Here is a 24,779-nt window from a genome sequence, read left to right on the forward strand (position 1 = left end):
AACTATAGTTGAATTAATTCTTTTGATGAAAATGTCAATCTTTCGTTTCCATTTTCTGTAATAACGAGGTCATCCTCAATTCTACATCCACCTACACCAGCGATGTATATACCTGGTTCAACGGTTACAATCATACCTGGTTTTAATGTAACACTTGACCTACTAGATAATGCTGGACCCTCATGCACTTCAAGACCAATCCCATGACCTGTTGAATGACCGAAGTATTGTCCGAATCCTTTTTCTGTAATATAGTCTCTCGTTAATGCATCTGCTTCTTTTCCTGTTATACCCGGTTTAATCCCTTTTATTCCTCTCATATTCGCTTCTAGAACTGTATCATATATTGTTTTTAGTTGATCACTGATTTCACCAACTGCAACAGTTCTCGTAATATCAGAGCAATAACCCTCATAGAGGGCACCATAATCCAATGTTACTAATTCACCAGATTGAATTTCCTTGTTGGAAGCAACTCCATGAGGCAATGCTGACCGAAGTCCTGAAGCAACAATTGTATCAAAGCTTGATGCAGTTGCACCTTGCTTGCGCATGAAGAATTCAAGTTCATTCGATATTTCTATCTCTTTTACACCCGGTTTAATAAAGGACTGGATATGTACAAACGCATCATCGGCAATTTTTGCTGCCTTTTTTAGAATTGCTAATTCATCACTATCTTTAATTAACCGGATCTCTTCAAGAATGCCGCTTACAGGAATTAGCTCAACATCAAATTCCTTTTGATAGGTTTCAAATTGACTGTATGTAACATGATCTTTCTCAAAGCCAACCCGTTTCAAATTCATTTCTTTTAATTGGACTTTGATTTCTGCGTTAATTCCTTGCTTATGTTCGATTACCTTAAACCCTTGTGCTTGGGCTGTAGCCTGCTCTGTATACCTGAAATCGGTTATAAAACGATTATCCGTTTTAGAAACAATCGCAATACCTGATGTTCCCGTGAATCCAGTAATATACCTTCGATTAATTGGACTATCAATAAGAATCGCGTCAAGTTCATTTGCTTCTAGGGCTTTTCTTAATTTCTCTAATTTATCCATGTTTACTTTTCCCCTCCCAAACAGCTATTCATCCCATTAAACTCAGCTCATTTAATTTTATCATAAATCATACCATATGAATATTGTTTTTAACTTGTTCGCATCTGATTTCAAAGGAATACTTGCATTCATACGCTTAATCGGGTTTCTGTCGCACCGAATCATGAAAATTATAAGAAATTGTAAATCCAATAAACGTTCCATACAAAATAAATAAACAAAATGTAGAAAGCGTTGTATTCAGCGTTAACTCGGTGATCTTTGGAACATTAGAGAACATTGGCTGTAATAAATAAAAGACAATACCCCAAAGAATGGCACCAAACACAACGCCCATCCACATAGAGTAAACCTTCTTAAAGAGTACTAGATAGATCAGGGCTACAATTATGGAGAGTATACCGATAATTACAATTGATATAATATTACCGATCCAACTTTCTGTCCATTCTGCTTGAATCCATGGTCGAAGTATAAAGGTTGTTGGTGATAGCTCAGAGAAGTTAAAATAAGACAGGGTTAATCCTACAAAACTCCAAAACACTCCACCAACAAATCCAGTTAACATTGTACTAGGTAATAGTGATTCTTTATTTTCATTTTTCTCTGCCTTTTTATTTTCATCCATATTATCCACCTCAGGGATATTATTGACCATTTATTCAAATATCAACCAAACTGCAAATTTTTATTAGAAAACTAAGGTTTAACTGAGATTTAAGATGACAGCCTTAGTTGCACTTATGTAAGAAAACATTTATACTTTCTAAACTATCCAATAATTCTAACTTTAGATTTTCTGAGATCTATAGACCTAGTAAAGTAATGATAAAAGCTTTATAATAATAGTATTATACTTGAATAATTTATGTAAATAAGGAAATAATTTGTAATAAGCAATTACATGAAAAAGGTTTAAGAAGATAGCTATAAAACTTCTATTTAGTGGTATACATTTATTAAAAGGATGTAAATGTTCCATAAGTTTAAAAGGAGGGCAAAAGATGGTTCGTAAAACGATTTCGATCTTGACTTTTCTCATTATAGGTTTAGCAGTCGTGGGGTTAGTTTCTAAGCTGTTTACCGACACAGCGAACTTTCTCTTCACAATATTAATTGTGATTGGAAGTAGTGCTGCAATATTTGCAGTATTTTATTTTGTCTTTCTCAGAAATAGAGCACCTTCTAATGATATGAAAAAATACAAAAAGGCTGTCAGACAGTCAAAAGCAAAATATAAGTCTGATAATATTCGCAATACAAAAGTAGTAAATAAAAAGCAGCCAGACCTAATAAGGAAAAAGAGAAATAAACGTACTGCAACTCATTTAAGAGTTATTGAAGGGAATAAATCAAAAAGAAAAGATCGTGCTTCTCTGTAAGAGCAGCAGATCTTTTCTTTTTACGTTTTTTCATCGTTAGTTAAAACTATTTTATGAAAAATAGCTTATTTCTGCTCATTTCGGCCAATGTTTCAAAAAATTATCTGCATTGGTTTTACCTGACTGATATAGCTTTTCCTTTGTTTCCCTAGAAATATAAAAGTTAACTGCTCCGACTTCCTCTACTGGTATGAATAAAATATTTTTTAACTGTGATTTCGAAATATAATGTGCATCATGTGCCTGCTTCATTGTTGCAAACAGTGCATGGAACATATCATATGCGTTGCTAATTTCTGCAGGTTGGTTCATCTTTTCAATCTTACCTGTAAATTTTACTCCAAGTATGGGTCGATTGATTTGACTATTTCCATTTTCAAAGATCCATAAAGGAAAATTACTTAGTAAACCACCATCGACAATAATACTTTTCTTACTCATTTTATTGGGGAGTTTTTCCGGCATGAAAAAATAGGGGAATCCAGCACTCATTCGTACAGCCTTCGAGATTGGAAAATTCTTCGGATTGATGCCATATACTTGTTCTAGATCATCAGGAATAACAATCAGTTTTCCTAGCGATAAATCACTTACTACAACTTTAAGATATCCAGCTTTAATATCATTAAATGTATAAATACCTTTCTCGGCTAGCATCTCATAGAGCCAGTTCTCCAAGCAATCACCTTTGTTAATACCCAATTGGAAAAATAACAGGAACCATTTACTCATAGGTAAATATCTCGTAAACTTTGGTGGATCAACAAATTGCTTCAGATCAAGTTCATTTACCGTAGCAGTTAACTCTTCTAACGTATAATTAGCTGCAACGAGTGATGCTATAATCGCACCCGCAGATGTTCCTGCTACACGCTCCAAGCTAAGATTGTTTTCTTCGATACTTTTAAGCACGCCAATATAAGCGAAGGCCTTTACCCCACCACCAGAAAAGACGGCATCAATTTTCATGCTCTCTCCCCTTTTGCTTTTTATACTAATTTTAAGCAAAACGAAATAAATTAGAACTCGTAATATTATTGGATAGCGGGGTAATTATTAATAGATTCGCGAATGAGTCTTAATCCTTATTTGTCAATTGGACTTGTTTTAATTCATCTACACGACTGTCACTTGCTTTGAAGTATGTCACGAGGTCCCCAATACGATCAATAGAATTCCAACTCAAATGATGCTCAATTCCTTCCACATCTGCGTAAATGTTTTCATCATCAACCCCAATTATTTTAAGAAATTCTTCTAATAATTCATGTCTGAAAACTAATCTTTCCCCGACCTTCTTGCCTTTTTCAGTTAAAACGAAACCACGATATTTTTCATAAACAACATACTCGTCTTTATCTAATTTTTGAACCATTTTAGTTACCGAGGATGGATGAACCATCAATGCTTCAGCAATATCTGAAACGCGTGCATAGCCTTTTTTATCAATTAGATTATAGATTTGTTCAATATAGTCTTCCATACTAGGAGTTGGCATGTAAATACCTCTATTCGTAAAATAATTTTTAGTTAATGCAAAACTATTTCTATATTTAAGGATACCTTAATAATGTATGTTTAACAAGTAATGAAAAAGAGCTAATCGACTCGATTAGCCCTTTTAAAATTATCCTTCTATATATTAGAGAATATTAGAGACCACATTTTAATTGTGCTCCACAGCTTGTACAAGTATTACAACCACCGATATCCTCAACACTTCCCTCACGACATACAGGGCATGTGTCACCGACTTCATTGCCGATATTTACATTCGTATTGCCTAACTCTTGAATTGTATCCATTAAAACAACTTTTGGCTTCTCATCGTCTGTGAATAATTCCGTTTGTTCGCCGAATGTGTTTTCTTCTGCTTTTAAGGTTAATACTTGAGAGTCTCGGCTACCGTCTACATAAACGGTACCACCCTTAGCACCGCCATTGTATAAGCGCTGGTACACACTTTCAACTTGATCTACCGTGAATCCCTTAGGTGCATTTACCGTTTTCGAAATAGAACTATCAACCCAGTGTTGAATAACACATTGTGTATCTGCATGCGCCTCTGGAGTCAAATCCATTGAAGCAACAAACCAATCAGGTAATTGCTCTGAATCAGCTTCTTTGTTTTTGTCTAAGTATTCCTGAACAATGTCTGCCTTTACTTCAATGAATTTGCCAAGTCTTCCACTTCTATAGTACGAGAAGGAGAAGTATGGTTCCAGTCCTGTAGAGACTCCTACCATCGTTCCTGTGCTTCCTGTTGGAGCAACTGTTAATAAATGCGAGTTACGTATGCCATATTTAACGATATCATTTCGAATATCGCCTGGCATTTTCTTCATATAACCCGTATTAATAAATGCTTCACGTAATGCAGCTGTCTCACTATCTGTGTCACCAACTAAAAACGGAAAGCTACCTTTTTCCTTTGCAAGCTCAATCGATGTGCGATAAGCAGTTGTTGCAATCGTTTCAAAAATCTTATCTACAAGCTCATTTCCTTCTTGAGAGCCATAAATTGTTTCACAATATATGAGTAAATCATGAAGTCCCATCACACCTAAGCCAACTCTGCGCTCACCGAGTGCTTGTTTCTTATTTTCTTCTAAGAAATATGGTGTTGCATCGATAACATTGTCTTGCATACGTACACCAGTTTTTACTGTTTGAATAAGTTTTTCAAAATCTACTGTTTTTGTTTCCTTATTAGCCATCTCAGCAAGATTTACTGCTGCAAGATTACATACAGAAAATGGAGCGAGTGGCTGTTCACCACACGGATTCGTCGCAACTACTTGTTGACCGTATGCTTTTGCGTTTGTCATATCGTTTGCATTATCGATAAAGAAAATTCCTGGTTCGGCTGAGTATGTTGCACAAATATTTATTAGTTTCCATAACTCTTTTGCTTTAATACGGCGGTAAACTCTAACACCATATCCCAGTTCTTCCCATTTACGTACATCGCCAACCTCATGCCATTTTTCATTATAAGCAGTCATTTCTTCATCAGTATAATTTTCTACATCAGGAAAACGCAGTTCATATAACTCATCTTTTTCAACAGCATCCATAAATTCCTTTGTAATACATACGGAAATATTCGCCCCAGTTAAGAATTCAGGGTTGTGTACAGCATATGTTCCACCAGCTCTTAATTTATCTTCAGCTTCATAGATGGCAGCTTCTGGAAATCCACCCAATCCTGGCATTGATTTATAATTTACAACACCTTGATACAGGTCTGCTTCCGTACTCGTTAATGGTGTGAATTTCAATTTTTCTTCTGCCATTTTTTTTATTTGACTATCCTCTGTGTTTTCAATTAGATAGCGAAGGATTCTTGGGTTTTGCATTTTAGAGATAATAAATTCAATAATGTCCGGGTGGGAATCTACGAGCATTATCATTTGTGCTCCACGTCTTGAACCACCTTGCTCCACTAAATGAGTCAGTTTTGCAATATCATCCAACCATGAAACAGACCCAGATGATTTTCCGTTCACACCTCTTGCTAAAGTATTTCTAGGCCGTAGCGTTGAACCATTCGTACCTACTCCACCACCTCGACTCATAATTTCCATAACCTGTTTACGGTGATCGGAAATTCCTTCACGGGAGTCTTTCACATATGGCATTACATAGCAATTAAAATATGTTACATCGGTTTTTGCTCCAGCACCGTAAAGCACTCGTCCTGCCGGGATGAAATTTAAATTGGATAGTTCTTCATTGAATATCTGAAACCATTTTTCTTGGTTTTCTTTCGTCTGTTCAACACTAGCAAGTCCCGTTGCATTACGCTTTGCAATTTGTTCATAATAAACCTCTAGTGGTTTATCAATAACATCTAATGACCGTTTAACAATGCCTGTAGCAGCCTCCGTTTCATCATCTAATACAGAAACAAATTCTGGATCAACTGCAATATCTGCCATATTGTTTTCCCAATCAATTGTTCGAACAAACCCTAATCCTCTAGCAGGAAATTTAGGATCAGATTTAACCGTTAGAACAACAAAATCACCTATTTTTAAGGTTTTCTTTGCCGTATCTTTAAAGGCATATCTGTCTAGCATTACTAGACGGGAAACACCTTTATGTGTAATGTTCATATCCTCTGTAATTGGATGTACAGGTTCAAAAAGTTTAATGTCGTCATTTAAGGAACCAATATTAATTTTATTGCTTGGTTCGACAATTATGGTCATGCAATCGCTCCTCTAGTAAATATATAATTTAATAATATCTAATATAACAATACCATAATCGGTAACAACCAAACAATATATTGTGTTTTATTTTTAAATAATTACTATATATTGTCTCTCAAGGATAAAACAACTTATTTGTCAATAACTAAAAAGCAACGATTTATGTAGAACAATGCAGTAAATCATAGAAAAATTATAGTTTTTAAGTCATATTTCACTTTTTCAAGGTTTGCATTTTTTATGGAATAAGAACTTGACGTCTGACCGCATTTCGAATAGTTCGTTTCTAAAATAATGAAATAAACTTTGAAAAAAATAGAGAACAGTTTATAATAGAATAGAACATATGTGAAAGACGGGGGAATAATATGGCATTTTTAATTATTTTAGTAGTTGTACTCCTTGCGATTGGTCTTTTTAGATATTACAGACAACGCACATTCTTAAAAGTATTAACGGAGGAACAATTCGTTGAAGGATATCGTAAGGCACAGCTTATTGACGTTAGAGAGCCTCAAGAATTTGACGGCGGTCATATTCTTGGTGCTAGAAATATCCCTGTGACACAAATGCGTCAACGTCTAGTTGAATTGCGTAAAGATAAACCTGTATATCTCTATTGCCAAGGCAGCACAAGATCGGCGCGAGCTGCACATTTATTACACAAAAAAGGCTTTCAAGAAATCTACCAGTTAAAAGGTGGTTTCAAGAAATGGACCGGAAAAATTAAACGAAAGTAGTTAATGAAATCGTAGGACGCAATTTTTTATAAAAGCCTGCTAATCAAAAAGGCTCTAAGGTTTAATCAACCTTGGAGCCTTTATATTTTCCCATGGAAAAAGTAATTCATTGAAGCAAAAATTTGATTCTTAGTTTTCCTTATATGTTAAAACTGGTTTTCTTGCTGCAGTTGCTTCATCCATACGTTTGACAATCGTATTATATGGCGCTTGCTGTACCTTTTCAGGATTAGTCTTCGCTTCTTCTGCAATAGCAAGCATTGCATCAATAAATCCATCCAAAGTTTCTTTTGATTCCGTTTCAGTTGGTTCAATCATAATCGCTTCTTCAACATTCAATGGGAAGTAAACAGTTGGTGGATGATAGTTAAAGTCTAATAATCGTTTAGCAATATCCAACGTACGTACTCCTAATTTCTTCTGTATCTTTCCAGATAAAACGAATTCATGTTTACAATGCTGCTTATATGGTAAATCATATTCCTTTTCTAGTTTTCGCATCATATAGTTAGCATTTAGAACTGCATACTCACTTACTTTCTTAAGCCCTTCTGCTCCCATTGTGCGAATATACGTATATGCACGTAAATAAATTCCAAAGTTACCATAGTATAGTTTTACTCTGCCAATTGACTGTGGTCGATTATAGTCAAATTCATATAAACCATTGTTTTTACTAATTACTGGCTTTGGTAAAAATGGCGCTAATTCTTCTGATACACCAATAGGACCAGAACCTGGGCCACCACCACCATGTGGGCCAGTAAAGGTTTTATGAAGGTTTAAATGCACAGCGTCAAATCCCATATCTCCAGGACGTGTATATCCCATAATCGCATTGAGGTTGGCTCCATCATAATATAACTTTCCGCCCACACCATGAATAATCTCCGCCATTTCTAAAATTTCTGTCTCAAATAAACCTAATGTATTCGGATTTGTTAACATCAATGCTGCAGTATCATCGCCAACAACACGTTTCAGATCCTCAATATCTACTAAGCCCGATTCATTCGTTTGCACTGTAACAGCTTTAAAACCAGCTACAGCTGCGGATGCAGGATTTGTACCATGGGCTGAATCAGGAACAATTACCTTTGTACGGTGATAATCGCCATTAGCTTCATGGAATGCTTTGATCATCATTAAAGCTGCCCATTCCCCTTGCGCTCCTGCTGCAGGCTGTAATGAAACTTCATGCATTCCAGTAATTTCTTGCAATGAAACTTGTAAATCATATAACACTTCCATCGTACCTTGTACTGTTTTCGTATCTTGATACGGGTGAACATGACTAAATCCGGGAAGTCTCGCTACATCTTCATTTATTTTTGGGTTATACTTCATTGTACAAGACCCTAGTGGATAAAATCCTGAATCTACCCCATAATTTCGATTGGATAACCCTGTATAATGACGCATGATTTCTAATTCACTTACTTCTGGTAAATTAGGTGCTGTTTTACGAATATAGGAATCGTCAAGTTCTTCTTCCAAATTAACTTCCGGAACATCTAATTCGGGTAAATTATAGCTCGTTCTGCCTTCTTTACTTCTTTCAAAAATGAATGGAAAGTCTTGATTAGCCATTGATATCCCCCAATTCTTTAACAAAAGCATCTATTTCTTCTTTTGTACGGATTTCTGTTGTAGCGATTAGCATATGGTTCTGGAGTTCTGGATATACAAGCCCTAAATCATAACCTCCAATGATGCCCTTTTCAAATAATTGATCATTTACAGTTGAAACAGCTTTAGATAGTTTAACAACAAATTCATTGAAAAACGGGCCGTTAAAAGTTGCTGGGATATTTACTGCTTGTAATTGCTGTTTCGTGTACCTCGCCTTTTGCATATTAAGAACAGCCATTTCTTTTACCCCATTCTTACCAATTGAACTCATCGCAACAGAGCTGGCCAATGCATTTAACGCCTGGTTTGAAGTAATATTAGAAGTTGCTTTTTCACGTTTAATATGCTGTTCTCTTGTTTGTAGTGTAAGTACAAAACCGCGAGCACCGTTTTCATCCTTCGTTTGACCAACCAATCGTCCTGGAACTTTCCGCATTAACTTCTCTGTAGTTGCAAAGTAACCACAGTGCGGACCGCCAAATTGTGCTGGTATTCCAAATACTTGGGTATCACCGACAACGATATCTGCCCCATGCTCCCCTGGTGGCGTTAAATATCCTAAGGAAAGTGGATTGCTTGAAACAATAAACATTGTTTTCTTCTGTTCTTTAATGAGTTTGTTAATCTGATCTAACGGTTCAATCTGACCAAAGAAATTCGGGTACTGAATAATAACACTTGCAGTATTTTCATCTAATTCCTCTTTCAGCTGATTTAAATCTGTCAGCCCATTCTGAAGATCTAGCTCAATGATCTCTAGTTTTTTCCCTTTCGCTGCAGTCTCAACTAATGCACGGGTTTCTGGATGTACTGCTTTCGAAATAAGAACTTTTTTCCTTTTCGTATGTGTTGTACTTAAATAGACCGACTCAACAACTGCAGTTCCTCCATCATATAATGAAGAATTCACAACCGGCATTGCTGTTAATTCAGAAATCATCGTTTGGAATTCAAAAATAGCTTGCAGCTCCCCTTGTGAGATTTCTGGCTGGTATGGTGTATATGCAGTATAAAACTCTGACCGTGAAATGACATGATTAACAACAGACGGAATAAAGTGATCATATACACCAGCGCCTAAAAATGAACGGTAATCTTTTAGATTTGCATTTTTGTTTGCAAGTTCTGTTAGCTCTTTCATCAATTGATATTCACTTGTTGGTTTCTTAAGATTTAAGTCCCTTTTCAATCGAACATCACTTGGAATGTCAGAAAATAATTCTTCAGTCGATTTGACTCCGATGCTATCTAACATTTCCTGTTTGTCGGCCTCTGTCATCGGCAAATAACGAAAATCCATAGCTCTTCTCCCCCTATTTTTGACGCTTATAAAATGGTGTTTTTACAACAACTGCACGCAATTCTCTTTTACGCACTTGAATCGTTAATTCGGTACCTTCTTCAGCAAATTCTGTTTGTATTATTGCTAATCCAAGGTTTTTCTCTAATGTTGGCGATTGTGTACCAGAAGTTATGAAACCTATTTCCTCCTGGTTTTTAAACACTGTGTAACCATGTCTTGGAATACCTTTATCAATCATTTCAATGCCAACTAGTTTTCTTTTTACTCCATTTTCAACCTGTTCCTTTAATATTGATTTGCCAATAAAATCTGTCTCTTTATTAATTTTTACTGCAAAACCGAGTCCCGCTTCTATCGGTGAAATATCTTTCGAAAGCTCTTGACCATATAATGCCAAATTTGCTTCGAAACGAAGCGTATCCCTAGCACCTAGTCCAATTGGCTCTAATCCCTTTTCTTTACCAGTCTCTAAGATTAAATTCCAAAGTTTAGGGCCTTCGGAAGGATTAATATAAATTTCGAAACCATCTTCTCCTGTATAGCCTGTACGCGACACAATTGCAGGCTTATCAATTGATGATAGAGCTACATTCTCTTCGAAACGAAAGAATTTTATCTCTTTAAGGTCAGTATCTGTTAATTCCTGTAATATTTCTTCAGAAAGTGGGCCTTGTAAAGCAAGTTGCGCATAATCTTTCGATACATTGTCAATCGTTAGTTCTTCATCACTATATTGATTGTTCTTAACTAGCCAATCATAGTCTTTTTCTGTATTGGCTGCATTCACTACTAATAAGTACTCTTCGTCATTAATCATGTAAACAACGAAGTCGTCAACTGTACCACCATCTGGATAGCACATAAATGTATACTGAATGCGTTTTGGCGAAAGCTTAGCCACGTCATTGGTAGTCATATGCTGTAAATACTCTAGGCTTTTTGGTCCTTTTACAAGTATTTCACCCATATGTGATACGTCAAATAATCCAGCTTTGGTTCTTGTTACTTCATGTTCATGTTTAATACTTGAAAATTGTACGGGAAGATCCCAGCCACCAAAATCAATTGTTTTTGCACCATATTTTTCGTATTCAGAAAATATAGGTGTTTGCTTTAATTCACTCATTCTCCCACTCCTTTGATTAAAATGATGAAAAAATGCATAAAAATAGAGATTTCTTTAAATTAAAGAAATCTCTGTCCTTCTACCAGAAAGTTGCATATTGATATCATATGAAAATAGAACGATATCAATACTTGCTTCGTAGGTGGTTTACGTTAATCGTAAACTCTCTCCAGAGTTGCGTCCTACAAGAGTCTTTTTGCCTGAGAGATTCGCTCTTCACTTGCTCCGTCGGCGTTACGCTATTCGTAAGCTCTCCCCTTGTAATCATCCGCTAAAATGAATTTATGATATTTGGTTATACTATGCATACGTATACCTTAACTCAATTGAATAATATCATAATTTTTCGGATTGGTATAGCAAAATCCAAATTTTATTTTAAAGTAAAGGATGTATCATATGGATTCTATTCATGTTACGAAAGATTCTGCATTTATTGATAAACTAGAAGAAAAATTGGAGAAAAACGATGCCCTATCTTCATGGGAATTGTTTTCAATGGCATATGAAGCAGAATTAACAAGGATATCACCTTCATTTACGGGGCTTCGTGCACCAGAACATTTACCACATATTACCTTCCTGGATCATCAATTAAAGGCAGCGGAGCAAGTTGTAGAAACTATGAATGGCAGGGCAATACTCGCTGATGAAGTTGGATTAGGGAAAACCATTGAAGCAGGATTAATATTAAAGGAATATATGATTAAAGGAATGGTGAAAAATGCATTAATTCTAGTTCCAGCCTCTTTAGTAAGTCAGTGGGTTCAAGAGCTCAATGAAAAATTCTATATTCCAGCAGTTGCACATCGAAAGAATTATCATTGGGATAACAATATTATTATCTCATCAATTGATACAGCGAAACGATCGCCACATCGAGAAGAAATACTAGAAATTGAATATGATTTCATTTTAATTGACGAAGCACATAAACTAAAAAACCACAAAACCAAGAACTACGAATTTGTTCGTGCGTTAAAGAAAAAATATTGTTTATTACTTACTGCAACACCTGTACAAAACAGATTAATTGAGATTTTCAACTTGATTTCCATTCTAAAGCCAGGACATCTTGGAAACTATAAATCATTTTTAGAGAGATATGGAAAAGACCGAAATAAAGTCAAAGATGATCAATATTTGAAGCAATTAATTCAGAAAGTGATGATTCGAAACACAAGAATCAATACGGACCTTCAAGAAACGAAGCGAAATATCCAACCGATTTGGATCGATTTTACAAAGGAAGAACAAGACTTCTATGAATATTTAGATTCCAGCATGTCATCTCATTCAACATTTTCTAAGATTACTTTTTTAAGAGAAATTTGCTCTTCGCGTGAAGCATGCTATATGTCATTGAAAAAAATTGGAGACAGTGATTCAAAAAATAGTCACATTGAAACCTTAACATCAAAAATAGAACTTTTGCCACATCATGTGAAAGCCATGAAGGCAGTAGAATTGATCAAAAAGATTGGCGATGAAAAGATCATTATCTTTACTGAATACCGTGCGACACAGCATTATCTTCAGTGGTATTTACAGCAGCATGGTATCACTTCAGTTCCTTTTCGCGGAGGATTTAAACGCGGAAAAAAAGACTGGATGCGACAATTATTTAAAAATCATGCGCAAGTATTAATCGCAACAGAAGCTGGTGGTGAAGGAATTAACCTCCAATTTTGTCATCATTTGATTAATTATGATTTGCCATGGAATCCGATGCGATTAGAGCAACGAATTGGCAGAATACATCGTTATGGTCAAAATCAAGATGTAGTAATCTATAATTTCGCAATCAAAAATACGATTGAAGAACATATTATGACGTTATTATATGAAAAAATTAATCTTTTTGAACAGGTAATCGGAAACTTGGACGCTATTTTGTCTGAATTAAACCTTTCGAATTTAGAGAAAGAAATAACTAAGATTTATGAAGACTCAACTTCTTCTGGAGAGGCAAAAATTAAATTAGATAATTTATCAAGTATTCTTAAAGATACAATCGACCACTCCCAAAGTGAGGAGCAACATTATGGCTATAACTAACTTAAATCATTTCTTGCAGAATTATTTTATTGCTCATAGTTGTGAGATTTTGGATAATAGAGATGGAATTTTAACAATCCAATTAACGGAAGAAATGGATCTCGCATTAATGAATCGCCCTTTTTATTGGCACTATGTAAAAAAAATGGGAAATACTGGCCAGCCTTTTCAGCTAACCTTAATTACAAATCCGGAGAAACGTACTGAAAAAGGAGACTGGATTCATTTTGGCAGCCCACGATTACAACAAATTATGAATCATTTACAAGAAAATGAACGTTTTACGAAATTGTTTCAAACAATTGATACGAGTAAAAATACCCCACTATATCCTTGGCTAGTATTAAACATAAAAATTAGTTATCGAGGTAAACAAAAAAAAGACGACGTCCTCTCGATCGGACTACAATTAGTAAATGGAAAAATGAGATTAGATATGATGAATTACCTTGAGTCGATTCCCTTACAGTCAATGATTTCTGATTATTGTTTTACAATCTCCCCACTGATTAAATTAAAAAGTGGTTATTTACGGATTGAATCACTTGTACTAAATTACCTTGAAGATCAACCAAAGGACTGGGCAAAGGAATCAATAATTGCATTGAACGAGGAATTGGAAACTTTAGATCATTTCTATGAAGAATTAGAAGAAAATGAGCAAATGGAGAAAGAACGGAACGAAATCAAGGAGCGATATAAACCGAATATTACATGCCATGTTATTAATGGAGGAATTTTTTATTTGAGTGAATGAATGGAGTCGTTAGATTATAATTGATAGCTTTGTAAAAAAAGCGGAATTAGCAGCTTATTACTGCTATTCCGCTTTTTTTCTCATAACCCTCAATGCAAATGGCAAAACACCTAACCAGCGATTTGCGTAGATGGATGGATTCTTTTGTTCTAATTTACGTTTTTTTCTTTCCTCTGAGGGTAATTCCATATAGGTTACTAATTGTTGTGTCATAAACTTTACATAATCATTACTTTTCACTTAAACACCTCATGTAATCACTCATTAAACCTACTTCTCTAGTATTTACAAAAGGGTAAATAATATTCTTGCTTTTTCTGCAAATATTTTTTTAAAAAAGAAGGAGATAATAAAAATATGTCGAATAAGTATTCATAGTGAAATAAAATCAAGGAGGTGACACTACTTGAATCCCGCCTCAACACTATCCAAGCGACTACTTCAAGCTGCGATTGAACATCATGCAACAGACCTTCACTTCTATCCATTTCCTAAAAAAACCGATATTTACTTCCGCATTCATGGAAAACGAACACTTTACAAGCAAATTAATACAGAGCAATACCAACTTTTATTAACATTTTATAAATTTACTTCCGGAATGGATATTGGTGAAAGCCGCAAACCACAAAACGGAAAGATAGCGCATTATGAAAAGTCCAACCTTTATTCCTTACGATTATCTACCCTACCTGTCAACCACATGGAAAGCCTTGCTGTACGAATCCTCCCCCAAACAGAAAATGTAGCACTGGAAAATTTATTTCTATTCCCTACGCAATTTAAAAAGCTAAAAAAATGGATTTCTAAACGTGCAGGCTTAATCTTACTAACTGGGCCAACAGGAAGTGGAAAAACGACAACAATGTATGCTTTATTACAGGATATTCTTCAAGAGGAATCATATCAAACAATCACTTTAGAAGATCCAATTGAAAAAGAAATGGATGATATTTTGCAAGTACAAGTTAATGAAAAGGCTGGAATTACGTATCAAACTGGATTGAAAGCAGCGCTTAGACATGACCCAGACATTCTAATGATTGGGGAAATACGCGATAAGTATACGGCACAATTTGCGTTTGAAGCCGCACTCACAGGGCATCTTGTATTGAGTACATTGCATGCTAAAGATGCTTTTGGAACCATTCATCGTTTACAAGAAATGGGAATCGAACAAATTTACTTAGAGCAAACACTTATTGCAATAGCATCAATCCAGTTATTACCAATAATTACTAAACCCCATGTAAAGCGGGCTGCAGTACTCGAACTACTAGACGAACTACTGCTAAAAGATGCACTGAAGGGAGTTGATATAAGGAAATCCAGTTCGTTTCAATCATTTGATCATTTAAGAAAGAAGGCTTTTGCGTATGGATTTATCTCTGAGGATACCTTTCAAAAACCATAAGAAAAAACTTCCTAAGGAAATTCAGCTTCGCTTCCTCAAACGATTGCATCGCTTATTAGAAAGTGGCTATCCATTATTAGAAGCGATGGAAACACTGAAGTGGGATAAAAGTTTGCTTCCAATAGCAACGCAAATAATCAATTCCTTGAAAAACAGCTTGACAATCGATCAAGCGTTTGAAAAAGCAATGTTTCATCAGAGTATTACCAACTACTTATATTTTGTACAGGCGAATGGTGATTTACAAGGAAGCATATTGAAATGTATGGAAATGTTTCAACAGCGGGTCAATTATACGAAGAAATTTCAAAAAATGGCAAGATATCCTTTAATATTATTTATTATCTTTTCATTGCTGCTCCTTTTTATCAAACAGTCCGTCCTCCCTTCCTTTATGGAGATGTTTCAATCAAATTCCAGCGCATCTTCCATCATTGTTATTTCAATCTTTCTTATTGATTTTTTCATGACAGGATTGATTGTAACAGGTATAGTTGGAATCACTGCAATCCCATCATGGCACATAATGAAACACCGAATTCCCATTGAACAGCAAATTAAAATTTATCAATCGATCCCAATTTACCGAAGCTTCATCAAAGCCCAAACCTCCTATTTTTTTGCAGTTCACTTTAGTTCTCTACTAAAAACTGGTATGCCCTTCAAAGAAATCCTGCAGCATATGGCCACTCAGCAAAAAATACCGATCATTACCTATTACGCTATTTTAATTAGAGATGAATTATCAAGAGGGTTACATATTACGTATCTCCTCTCACAATTCACATTATTCGAGGAACAGCTAGTCTCTATATTTCAAAAGAATGCAGATATTAATGCTTTAGAAAAGGATTTATCGGTTTATGGTGATCTGCTAATGGAAGATATTGAAGATAAATTAATGAAAACAATCACATTTTTACAACCAGTTTTCTTTATTTTACTAGCACTTTTTATCGTCTTCATCTATATAACACTGATGTGGCCGATGTTTGAATTAATAAATACAATATAAAAGGAGCTAATTATAATGCTAAATAATAACCGTGGCTTTACATTAATAGAAATGTTAATTGTACTAATGATCATCACTGTCTTAATCATTTTGATTGTGCCAAATTTAGGCGATCGAAGCGCAGTTGTAAATGATACAGGATGTGAGGCCCTTGTAGCCCTTGTTCAGTCCCAAGCAGATGCATATTCAATTGAAACTGGAACAGCAGCAACTAGTATTGATGATTTAACACCAAATTACATTACCGAAAATCAAAAGGAATGTCCTAACGGTAATGGATTGAGAGTAACAAATGGAAAAGTTAGCGTCCAATAAATCACTTATAAGTAATTTTAAAGGATTCACACTACTGGAAATGCTAATGGTTCTGTCCATCATGTCTGTAATGCTTTTGCTAATTGTACCGATAAATAACAATAATCTCGAGAAAGTACAATCTACAAAATTTATTGAGCAGCTAGAATATGATATTTTAATGATTCAAAACTTGAGCACCACTGCAGATGATTCTTTTAGTATCCGTTTCTACAATGATCGTTACAGTATTTTACAAGGCATGAACCCTGCTTTTGCAACAAGAAATTATCCTCCCGGATTTAAAATCGATAGAAAGAATTATGATAGTATCAAATTTAATAAAAATGGTTCCATTATCAACCCGAGAACGATCGATATCATAGTAGGAGAAAAGAAATACCTATTAGTTTTCCCTCTTGGAAAAGGGAGGTTTTACATCAGTGAAGGCTAATGGTTTCACATTGTTCGAAGTTATCATTGCTTCAGCAATTCTCTTCTCCGTAATTACTACTGTTGTTCCAATAGTTTCAACGTTAGAGAAAGAACAACAAATACTAAGTGACCGAAGAATGATGACTCACACCTTGCATGATGAAATGCAGCCATTCATATGGGGAAGTCCATTGCGATTGCCAATAGAGCATATAAAAGAAGTCAATCAGAAACAAGCAGTATTTCGCTTTACAACAGAGAATGAATATATTGAGGGGTGTGTAAGTTGGAAAAATGTTAGAGAACGAAGAGAAAACATTTGTTTATTTGGAATATATAAAACATGAACGTGGTTTTACCTTTGTTTCAATGTTATTAACAATTACAATCCTTTCCATCACCTTGCCATTCACTGGTTATTTGTTACATTCTGCAACGAACCAATCAAATTATGAACAAATATCTGTTTATCAATGTTTCCAATTTGTCCGAGACGAAGTAATAAAATCTACTGATAGCTTAGTCGTAGACGGCATACTCCAATTAAACCAAAAAATAAATAATAAACCAGCACTTGTAACAATTGAACAATATGAGAAGCTTATTCGCAGACAAGTAGATGGTACTGGCCATGAAATATTTCTGTTCGATGTAAAAGAACTCATATTCATTGATGACCCTTATGGAATCACAATTAGGATTTCCACTTTGCAAGGAAATACGTATGAAAAAAGGATTGTCTTTTATGAATAACGAGAAAGGTTTTTTCTTGCCATATGTTTTATTTATTATTGCGATTGTATATATTATCGTAACTACAAATATAGCGATGTATCGAAATGATCTTCAGCTTACTGAAAATCAAATTGAACAAGTCAAGATTGAAACATTATTTCAAATGCAGCGAGAACAGTTTAAGCAGGAGGTTCAGAAACATGGATTACCTAGCTCAGAAACAACCTACCATTTTCCTGATGGGAAGGCGAAAATTGCAATTATTAGAAGCGAAAATCAAACACATGAGCTAAATGTCTCAATTACAACAAATAATAATCATCGCTACACTATTATTAATACATTGACTACTAGTGACAACCATCCTAACTTACGAAATGAAGACTATCCTTCCATTCAAGAAAAGCCGATTCATCAATAAATTATTATACTTGGCATATTTCACATCGGTTGGAAAAAACAAATAGTATTTACGTACCAATAGAAGAAGACATTTGCTTTCCATGGGATTTTATTAGAACTTTGTTCGCACTGGTCTACCCGTGGAAAGCGACTGTCATTTGCAACCTTCAAAATTGATGCTTCGAGCCCGATTTGTTTCACCCATCTAAGATGAAAACAATAATTATATTAATAAATTTGCACTTTTACAGCAAATCTTGCAATTGTTAAAGGAGATTCATTTACAATATCAATTTACTCATATATAATTATTGTGATAACGCTATCCAAATACAAAGGGGGGAAAGACATGGATCGAGTGTTTCGTATGCTTGGCTTTTGGACAAGTATTTTTACAGTCATGTTTTACGTAGGTGAAATGATCCCAGCGGCGGTATTATCCCTAGTTCAGACGGTATTTTTCCTTACATTAGGTTATTTGAAACTATCTGAGAGAATGTATATGTATTTATTCGGTGCTTACCTTACAGTATTTATGGTTGGTTTCACATGGTATTCAGAATTTATACTTGTTCCAGGATTTGGTCATTAAGAACAAAAGACTCTGTGTATGGGCAAACTGCAGGGTCTTCACTGTCTTAACGAATACTATTCTTGGAAAAAGGGGTACACTTAATCGTAGCTAATATCGCTCGACAAGAAAGATCGATTGCTATACAATATAGTATAGAATAATTATATACATATGAATAGTGAATCAATTTAATAAGAAAGCGTTTAAGGAGGCATGAGATTCATGCATATTGTCTTAGGGATTGTATTTCTAGCAGTTGCTTTGCTTGCCGTAATATCGGTAATTCGCCAGCTAAAATATAAAAATCTTTTTGCACTTGCTTTTTCAGCCATTACAGCATTAGCGTTTGGTTTTTTCTCAATTGCAACTATTATTTCCGAAATTACAGGCTAGTAAACTTATGCTGTATTATTATACCTGGCTTCTTATCTACCAAAAAGGCTAACCATCATTGGTTAGCCTTTTTGGTTAAATCAAAATTAATAAAGCGGAATAAATCACCATATATCAAGTCATCTGAGAGTCTTAATTCTGTTGTCACCTTTTCATTGATTTCATTACATGCATTAACTAATTCATGTTCACTTTCAGAGACAACATAATCTTTTTCCTCTGATACCCCTATCAGCTCCCCTGTTCCTCTTAGATAACAGCTTCCATTTGTGTAAATGAACTTCTTAGAAATAAAATCTCCATTTCTTAGTGCCACGTAACCTTTCCGATTATCTGCAAATAGATCATTACCAAACTGAATATCATCCACTGCATCAATACCCAATAAACTAAGCAAGGTTGGCTTGACATCGATTTGTCCAGTAACTTCAGAAATAACTTTTCCTTTACCATTGCCAGGAATATGGACGATAAATGGTACACGCTGTAATTCTACTTGATCGATCGGTGTAATCTCATCCTTGTCTAGATACATACTGAGAGCTTTATTATGATTGGCACTTACTCCAATATGATCACCCATGACAACAAAGACCGAATTCTCATAAAGTCCTGTTTCCTTCAATTTTATAAAGAAATCTTCAATAGCTTCATCCATATAGCGGACAGCTGGAAAGTAGTTGTTCAAAACATCTGAATTTGATTCATACGGTTCTAATGATATATCTGATTCGTCCATGTCAAACGGAAAATGATTGGTTAAGGTAATAAATTTCGCATAGAATGGCTGTTCTATTGATTGTAAATAAGGGATCGATTGTTCAAAGAAAGGCTTATCCTTTAAACCCCAGCCGATTGCATTATCTTCTGATACATCATACGCTTCTTCACCAAAGAAATGATCGATACCTAAGCTCACATACATTTGATCTCGATTCCAAAAACTCTTATTGTTGGAATGAAAAACATAAGAACTATAGCCTGCATCATCAATAATCTCAGAAATAGCGTTGTATTCGTTACCACCGTGGGTAAAGAAAACCGCTCCTCTATCTAATGGGTATAAAGAATTTTCTACTAAAAATTCAGAATCGGATGTATTCCCTTGGCCAGTTTGCTCATAAAAATTATCAAAATAATAGGTGTCCTCATCTTTAATTAATTGATTTAGAAATGGAGTTACCTCTTCCCCATTCACCTCATTATTAATCACAAATTGCTGTAATGATTCAGCATTGATAAAAATAATGTTCTTACCCTTTGCAGCACCATACAAGTCTGACTTCATCTTTTGTTTAACATTCTCTTCTATATATTCTTGTACTTCCAGGAGTTCGTTTCCATCTGCAAAGGCACGTCTGCCCTCTACTTTAGAGTGAGCAATAACATCATATATATGATAGTTAAAAAGCCCGATGCTTCTAACCAAGTACTCACGATCAAAACCACGTGTGAATAACTGTGGACGCGACGACTCTGCAATTAAGAAATTTGTTGCTATCAATAATAACGATAAAGTTAATGTAGCTGCTTTCCTTCTCCGATTGTAAGTAACGGATCGTGCAGCAATGTCCTTCTTACTTAATATCCAAATAAAAACAACATCTGTAAATAGAAATATGTCATAGCCTTTTATTAATGTAAGTATACTAGATCCCAAGTCTGCCATATTACTACCTTGGAATAACTGTGGAAGTGTAATAAAATCATTAAATTGACGATAAAATACTAGATTTGCAAAAATGATAAACGAGGCAATTAGCGCACTGTAACGAATGTATTTCAGTTGCTTTTCATTATTGCTAAACCAAACACTGATTGCAAATAGTAAAAAAGCAGATATAAAAGGATTGATAAATAAGATGATTTCTTGCAAAATATTGTCGAGTTCAATGGTAAACATAAAGCGATAAGCAAGATATGTCTTTGAACCAAATAATACCGTAGCAATTACATATAATGGTAATCTGGTTATCTTAAATTTCATACAATATTTCCTCCTAAAACTTGTGTTACAGGGGTAATTTCGGAACACCAATATAATTAGCTCAGCTCATATAATCAGTCTATCCTCATTAAATACAGATAAAGGATGATTATAGATCATCCTTTAATTAGATTATTACTATTGCTCGATTACACACCTTATTAATAATTACGAATAATACTCTCCTGTAGTTTCATTTTTGGATAATTATTACAAGTTTTATAGATTATAGCTTTTGTTTTACAAGAAATGCTCCACCAATGATACCTGCGTCATTGCCTAATTTAGCAATTCTGATTTCACAAGCCTCTTTAATTCTTGGAAGCGCATATTTTTCAAATGCAACTGTAATCTTCGTCAATAATTGGTCTCCAGCTTTTGAAACACCGCCACCGATCAGCACCTTAGATGGATTAATTAATGTACACATATTGGCTATCGTTAGTCCTAAAATATCCATCGTTCTATTTACGATTGCTTCACAAGCTGGATCTCCTTTACTTGCTAAATCAAAAACATCCTTTGCTGTTAATTTCCCATTATTCTCATATAATGATGCTAAACTACTATTAGTATTATTGTTTATTTCTTCCATTGCCTGCCGAACAATACCAGTTGCGGAAGCTATGGTCTCTAAGCATCCCTTGCGCCCGCAATTACATAGATATCCATTCGGATCGATTGTGATATGGCCAATTTCACCAGACATGCCATTCTCGCCATTTAATGCTTTGCCATTCGCAATGATGCCTCCACCTACACCAGTACCAAGTGTAATAGCAATCATATTATCTGCTTGTTCACCGGCTCCCAGCCAATTCTCGCCAAGCGCTGCTAAGTTTGCATCATTCTCTACAAAGACTGGAAGGCCTGATTTTTCTTTTAATTGCTGTGCTAAGTCAAAGTTCTTCCAGCCAATATTAACAGCCACATAAACATATCCTGTTTTTGTATCAATAAATCCAGGAGCCCCTACTCCTAAGCCAAGTATCGTTTTATTTTTCATATCTTCTTGATCAATCTCTGTTTGTATCGAGTTCCATATATCATCGATAATTCCATTTCCTGCATTTGCTACATTTGTTGGAATCTCCCATTTCTTTAGAATATCTCCTTGAGTATTGATGAAGCCAAGCTTCACGGTTGTTCCACCAATATCAATTCCAACTAGTATCTCTTCAGTCATGCTCATCTCGCCCCTTTAGTTAATAGCCTGTTTTTTTCTTTTCTTAGTATTAGCTTTGCTTGGAGATAGTGATCTTTTTCAATAAATTGCATTTTATATAAGTCTCCAATCTCCATTTCCATTAATTCAAGATCTCCAATTCGATCACCACTATAAATAAAGGTACCGAATTTCTTAAGTATTTGTTGTACATCATAAACATTTTTCATTTAACTCACCACAATTATTATACCAACGATTGTAAAAATAAGATATTCTTAATTAATCTTTCATTTCTTAAGGAAAAAGTATGAAACAAGAATACTTTTCCTCATTTTTTTACTGATTCACCAATTATTGTTTCATATAACTCAGCGATTCCCTCAATTTCAGGATCCATTTTATATGCTTGAGCAATATTTTCTTCTGCTTTTTTCAATTCACCTGTATTATAGTAGAGAATTGCTAGATTATAATAAGACTCTGGAAGTTTTTCATAGGTTAGACTCTTTTCGAGATCATCAATCGCTAAATTGATTTCATTTAGCTCAATATACGCATAAGAACGATGGAATAATAATATTCCATGTACATCTCCTGGTAATTCGAGTCCACGAGTTGTTGATTCAACAACTTCCTGATAGTTTTCTTCCTGTACCGAACTCTCAGCAGCCATCAAGTGATATGCCTGGTTCTTTTCATTATTCTCGTATCCCAAGATAACGAGACCGACAAATACTATCAAATAGATGCCCACAGCTAATGATTGCTTGATAAGATTACGTTTCCTGGGCAGATAAACAATTGCAGAGGCGATAAAACCAGTTGCAAGACCTCCTAAATGTGCAGCCATATCAATTTGTTGAATGAATAAACCGAAAATCAAATTAATTCCGAGGATAAACAAAATGTTATAACCCATTGTCTGTAAAAAAATCTGTTTGTAAATCAAACCGAAGAATAATAATGCGCCGAACAATCCAAAGATTGCCCCTGAAGCACCTGCGGAAATATTAACAGTAAATGATAGACTTGCAAGCCCACCGCCAATACCAGCAAGAAAATAAATGAATAGGAAGCGAAATCGTCCATAGATCCGCTCTACAACTGTTCCCAAGTAATAAACCGCCAGCATATTCATGATAAGATGCAGAAACCCAATATGTAAGAAAGTTGCACTAATTATTCTCCACCACTCGTTGTTTTCTAAAATTGCTGGATTATATTTGGCTCCAAATTCAATTAAAGTAGCAGTTGCTGTACTTCCGCCATTCATTTCAAGTAAAATAAACATAATAACATTAATAATGATAAGAAAATAAGTAAAAAGTGGTTTAGCTCTTGAGAAAATATTTTGATATTCTTTTTTCTTCACTTGAACCAATTCAATTATCTGTTGCTTCAATTCTTTAACAGTAATTTCCTTCTCTGATTCGCTAACATTGTTATTAATCGCTATGGTCTGTTCACTAGTATCTGATTGTAATCGATTAATCTCCTGATTTATATTATCTTCGTCCAAGTAGTATACCTTCATCTTAATTGGGCGTTTTTCCTTCAATTGCATCGGTTTTTTAAGTCTTTCCCAATCATCTACTGGAGCATTTGTTGCAACATATACATTATGTAATTCAATGTTCTTCCCTTTGACCATTTTTTGCATATTGTGTACTGTTTGGAACACTTGTGCAATATCTTTTCGTAAATGATTTTGCCAATCAAATCCTTTATGAGCAAGTCTAATAATTGTTGATTTCTTATTTGCATACTTTTCTAACCAGATTTCATCTGCATTTTCATTTATTGTAAGGATTTCGAAATGTTCCTTTTTTAAAAAATGATTTGCAATTTGATACAAGATATGTTGCTCATCTAAAAACATAACAAGCGTCACCTTCCCTTCCATTCATAATAGCAAAGTTGCGGATATAGTTAAATTTTTTAAGATGTTTTTTGTGAGATTGTTGTTTCTCTTAGAAAGCAGGATGTTACTAGGTATAAATCTGCACTTATCCAGTTAGAAAGTTATTTTAAGTTCTCCAGATGACAGGTGATGCGCCAATTAATTTCGATTTAATACAAAAAT

The 24,779-nt window shown here is 34.8% G+C and carries 26 protein-coding genes and 1 riboswitch; of the genes, 13 read left to right on the forward strand and 13 right to left on the reverse strand.

What is annotated here, in order from left to right:
* Positions 1-2 precede the first annotated feature (2 nt).
* Both CUC15_RS11150 and CUC15_RS11155 read right to left on the reverse strand, forming a co-directional pair.
* The gene (locus CUC15_RS11150) at positions 3-1,064 is read right to left on the reverse strand and encodes a M24 family metallopeptidase (protein ID WP_114916727.1); all 1,062 of its coding nucleotides are present in this window, start codon (positions 1,062-1,064) and stop codon (positions 3-5) included.
* 136 nt (positions 1,065-1,200) lie between these two features.
* Positions 1,201-1,692 carry a YqhR family membrane protein gene (locus tag CUC15_RS11155; RefSeq protein WP_114916728.1) on the reverse strand — a complete coding sequence of 164 codons (492 nt, stop codon included), beginning with the start codon at positions 1,690-1,692 and terminating at the stop codon, positions 1,201-1,203.
* Between the two features lie 376 nt (positions 1,693-2,068).
* Between CUC15_RS11155 and CUC15_RS11160 the strand changes: the two genes are divergently transcribed.
* Positions 2,069-2,446, forward strand: a complete 378-nt coding sequence (locus tag CUC15_RS11160; protein ID WP_114916729.1) for an SA1362 family protein — start codon at positions 2,069-2,071, stop codon at positions 2,444-2,446.
* Between the two features lie 75 nt (positions 2,447-2,521).
* Here the strand turns inward: CUC15_RS11160 and CUC15_RS11165 are convergent, their stop codons facing one another.
* The 3 genes from CUC15_RS11165 to CUC15_RS11175 form a co-directional block, all read right to left on the reverse strand.
* A complete protein-coding gene (locus CUC15_RS11165; protein ID WP_114916730.1) occupies positions 2,522-3,415 on the reverse strand; it encodes a patatin-like phospholipase family protein in 894 nt (297 codons plus the stop codon).
* A 109-nt stretch (positions 3,416-3,524) separates the two neighbouring features.
* Positions 3,525-3,944 (reverse strand): transcriptional regulator MntR, encoded by a 420-nt coding sequence (gene mntR, locus CUC15_RS11170; protein ID WP_114916731.1) that lies wholly within the window; start codon positions 3,942-3,944, stop codon positions 3,525-3,527.
* Between the two features lie 154 nt (positions 3,945-4,098).
* Positions 4,099-6,660, reverse strand: coding sequence for a vitamin B12-dependent ribonucleotide reductase (locus CUC15_RS11175; RefSeq protein ID WP_114916732.1), 2,562 nt, complete (start codon positions 6,658-6,660; stop codon positions 4,099-4,101).
* Positions 6,661-7,031: 371 nt separating this feature from the next.
* Between CUC15_RS11175 and CUC15_RS11180 the strand changes: the two genes are divergently transcribed.
* Positions 7,032-7,403 carry a rhodanese-like domain-containing protein gene (locus CUC15_RS11180; RefSeq protein ID WP_114916733.1) on the forward strand — a complete coding sequence of 124 codons (372 nt, stop codon included), beginning with the start codon at positions 7,032-7,034 and terminating at the stop codon, positions 7,401-7,403.
* Positions 7,404-7,532: 129 nt separating this feature from the next.
* Here CUC15_RS11180 and gcvPB read toward each other — a convergent pair whose 3' ends face one another.
* Genes gcvPB through gcvT form a run of 3 tightly spaced genes read right to left on the reverse strand, consistent with a single transcriptional unit; the run spans position 7,533 to position 11,464 of the window.
* Positions 7,533-8,993: an aminomethyl-transferring glycine dehydrogenase subunit GcvPB gene (gene gcvPB / locus CUC15_RS11185; protein WP_114916734.1), complete on the reverse strand. Its 1,461-nt coding sequence runs from the start codon at positions 8,991-8,993 to the stop codon at positions 7,533-7,535.
* Positions 8,986-10,335: an aminomethyl-transferring glycine dehydrogenase subunit GcvPA gene (gene gcvPA / locus CUC15_RS11190; RefSeq protein ID WP_114916735.1), complete on the reverse strand. Its 1,350-nt coding sequence runs from the start codon at positions 10,333-10,335 to the stop codon at positions 8,986-8,988. The genes gcvPB and gcvPA overlap by 8 nt, the downstream gene beginning before the upstream one ends.
* Before the next feature lie 13 nt (positions 10,336-10,348).
* The gene (gene gcvT, locus CUC15_RS11195; protein ID WP_114916736.1) at positions 10,349-11,464 is read right to left on the reverse strand and encodes a glycine cleavage system aminomethyltransferase GcvT; all 1,116 of its coding nucleotides are present in this window, start codon (positions 11,462-11,464) and stop codon (positions 10,349-10,351) included.
* A gap of 178 nt (positions 11,465-11,642) precedes the next feature.
* Positions 11,643-11,732, reverse strand: a riboswitch (glycine riboswitch).
* Positions 11,733-11,863: 131 nt separating this feature from the next.
* On the opposite strand from gcvT, the gene CUC15_RS11200 reads away from it, so the two are divergent.
* The gene (locus CUC15_RS11200; protein WP_114916737.1) at positions 11,864-13,522 is read left to right on the forward strand and encodes a DEAD/DEAH box helicase; all 1,659 of its coding nucleotides are present in this window, start codon (positions 11,864-11,866) and stop codon (positions 13,520-13,522) included.
* On the forward strand, positions 13,509-14,279 hold the full coding sequence (locus CUC15_RS11205; protein ID WP_114916738.1) for a YqhG family protein: 771 nt from the start codon (positions 13,509-13,511) through the stop codon (positions 14,277-14,279). The genes CUC15_RS11200 and CUC15_RS11205 overlap by 14 nt, the downstream gene beginning before the upstream one ends.
* Before the next feature lie 63 nt (positions 14,280-14,342).
* Here CUC15_RS11205 and CUC15_RS11210 read toward each other — a convergent pair whose 3' ends face one another.
* Positions 14,343-14,519 (reverse strand): YqzE family protein, encoded by a 177-nt coding sequence (locus CUC15_RS11210; RefSeq protein ID WP_114916739.1) that lies wholly within the window; start codon positions 14,517-14,519, stop codon positions 14,343-14,345.
* Between the two features lie 166 nt (positions 14,520-14,685).
* Between CUC15_RS11210 and comGA the strand changes: the two genes are divergently transcribed.
* From comGA to CUC15_RS11255, 9 genes are all read left to right on the forward strand, one after another.
* Complete coding sequence (gene comGA, locus CUC15_RS11215; RefSeq protein ID WP_114916740.1) at positions 14,686-15,693, forward strand: competence type IV pilus ATPase ComGA; 1,008 nt, start codon at positions 14,686-14,688, stop codon at positions 15,691-15,693.
* Positions 15,656-16,708, forward strand: a complete 1,053-nt coding sequence (locus tag CUC15_RS11220) for a type II secretion system F family protein (RefSeq protein WP_114916741.1) — start codon at positions 15,656-15,658, stop codon at positions 16,706-16,708. Before comGA ends, CUC15_RS11220 begins: the two co-directional genes overlap by 38 nt.
* Before the next feature lie 15 nt (positions 16,709-16,723).
* Positions 16,724-17,023, forward strand: coding sequence for a competence type IV pilus major pilin ComGC (gene comGC / locus CUC15_RS11225; protein ID WP_114916742.1), 300 nt, complete (start codon positions 16,724-16,726; stop codon positions 17,021-17,023).
* Positions 17,001-17,456, forward strand: coding sequence for a competence type IV pilus minor pilin ComGD (gene comGD, locus CUC15_RS11230; protein WP_114916743.1), 456 nt, complete (start codon positions 17,001-17,003; stop codon positions 17,454-17,456). The genes comGC and comGD overlap by 23 nt, the downstream gene beginning before the upstream one ends.
* Entirely contained in the window at positions 17,446-17,784 is a 339-nt protein-coding gene (locus tag CUC15_RS11235; RefSeq protein WP_162800304.1) for a prepilin-type N-terminal cleavage/methylation domain-containing protein, read from the forward strand. The genes comGD and CUC15_RS11235 overlap by 11 nt, the downstream gene beginning before the upstream one ends.
* Positions 17,732-18,190: a ComGF family competence protein gene (locus CUC15_RS11240; protein WP_114916745.1), complete on the forward strand. Its 459-nt coding sequence runs from the start codon at positions 17,732-17,734 to the stop codon at positions 18,188-18,190. The genes CUC15_RS11235 and CUC15_RS11240 overlap by 53 nt, the downstream gene beginning before the upstream one ends.
* Positions 18,183-18,593: a hypothetical protein gene (locus tag CUC15_RS11245; protein ID WP_162800305.1), complete on the forward strand. Its 411-nt coding sequence runs from the start codon at positions 18,183-18,185 to the stop codon at positions 18,591-18,593. Before CUC15_RS11240 ends, CUC15_RS11245 begins: the two co-directional genes overlap by 8 nt.
* A 330-nt stretch (positions 18,594-18,923) precedes the next feature.
* A complete protein-coding gene (locus tag CUC15_RS11250; protein WP_114916747.1) occupies positions 18,924-19,166 on the forward strand; it encodes a DUF2626 domain-containing protein in 243 nt (80 codons plus the stop codon).
* Positions 19,167-19,370: 204 nt separating this feature from the next.
* Positions 19,371-19,541, forward strand: coding sequence for a DUF2759 family protein (locus tag CUC15_RS11255; RefSeq protein WP_205317600.1), 171 nt, complete (start codon positions 19,371-19,373; stop codon positions 19,539-19,541).
* A 55-nt stretch (positions 19,542-19,596) separates the two neighbouring features.
* Here CUC15_RS11255 and CUC15_RS11260 read toward each other — a convergent pair whose 3' ends face one another.
* The 4 genes from CUC15_RS11260 to CUC15_RS11275 form a co-directional block, all read right to left on the reverse strand.
* Complete coding sequence (locus CUC15_RS11260; RefSeq protein WP_114916749.1) at positions 19,597-21,528, reverse strand: LTA synthase family protein; 1,932 nt, start codon at positions 21,526-21,528, stop codon at positions 19,597-19,599.
* Positions 21,529-21,754: 226 nt separating this feature from the next.
* Complete coding sequence (locus CUC15_RS11265; protein ID WP_114916750.1) at positions 21,755-22,714, reverse strand: ROK family glucokinase; 960 nt, start codon at positions 22,712-22,714, stop codon at positions 21,755-21,757.
* A gap of 2 nt (positions 22,715-22,716) precedes the next feature.
* Positions 22,717-22,923, reverse strand: a complete 207-nt coding sequence (locus tag CUC15_RS11270) for a YqgQ family protein (RefSeq protein WP_114916751.1) — start codon at positions 22,921-22,923, stop codon at positions 22,717-22,719.
* Between the two features lie 101 nt (positions 22,924-23,024).
* A complete protein-coding gene (locus CUC15_RS11275) occupies positions 23,025-24,575 on the reverse strand; it encodes a rhomboid family intramembrane serine protease (protein WP_114916752.1) in 1,551 nt (516 codons plus the stop codon).
* Positions 24,576-24,779: the final 204 nt, after the last annotated feature.

Source organism: Oceanobacillus zhaokaii, from assembly GCF_003352005.1.
In the GTDB taxonomy this organism is placed as follows: Bacteria; Bacillota; Bacilli; order Bacillales; family Amphibacillaceae; genus Oceanobacillus; species Oceanobacillus zhaokaii.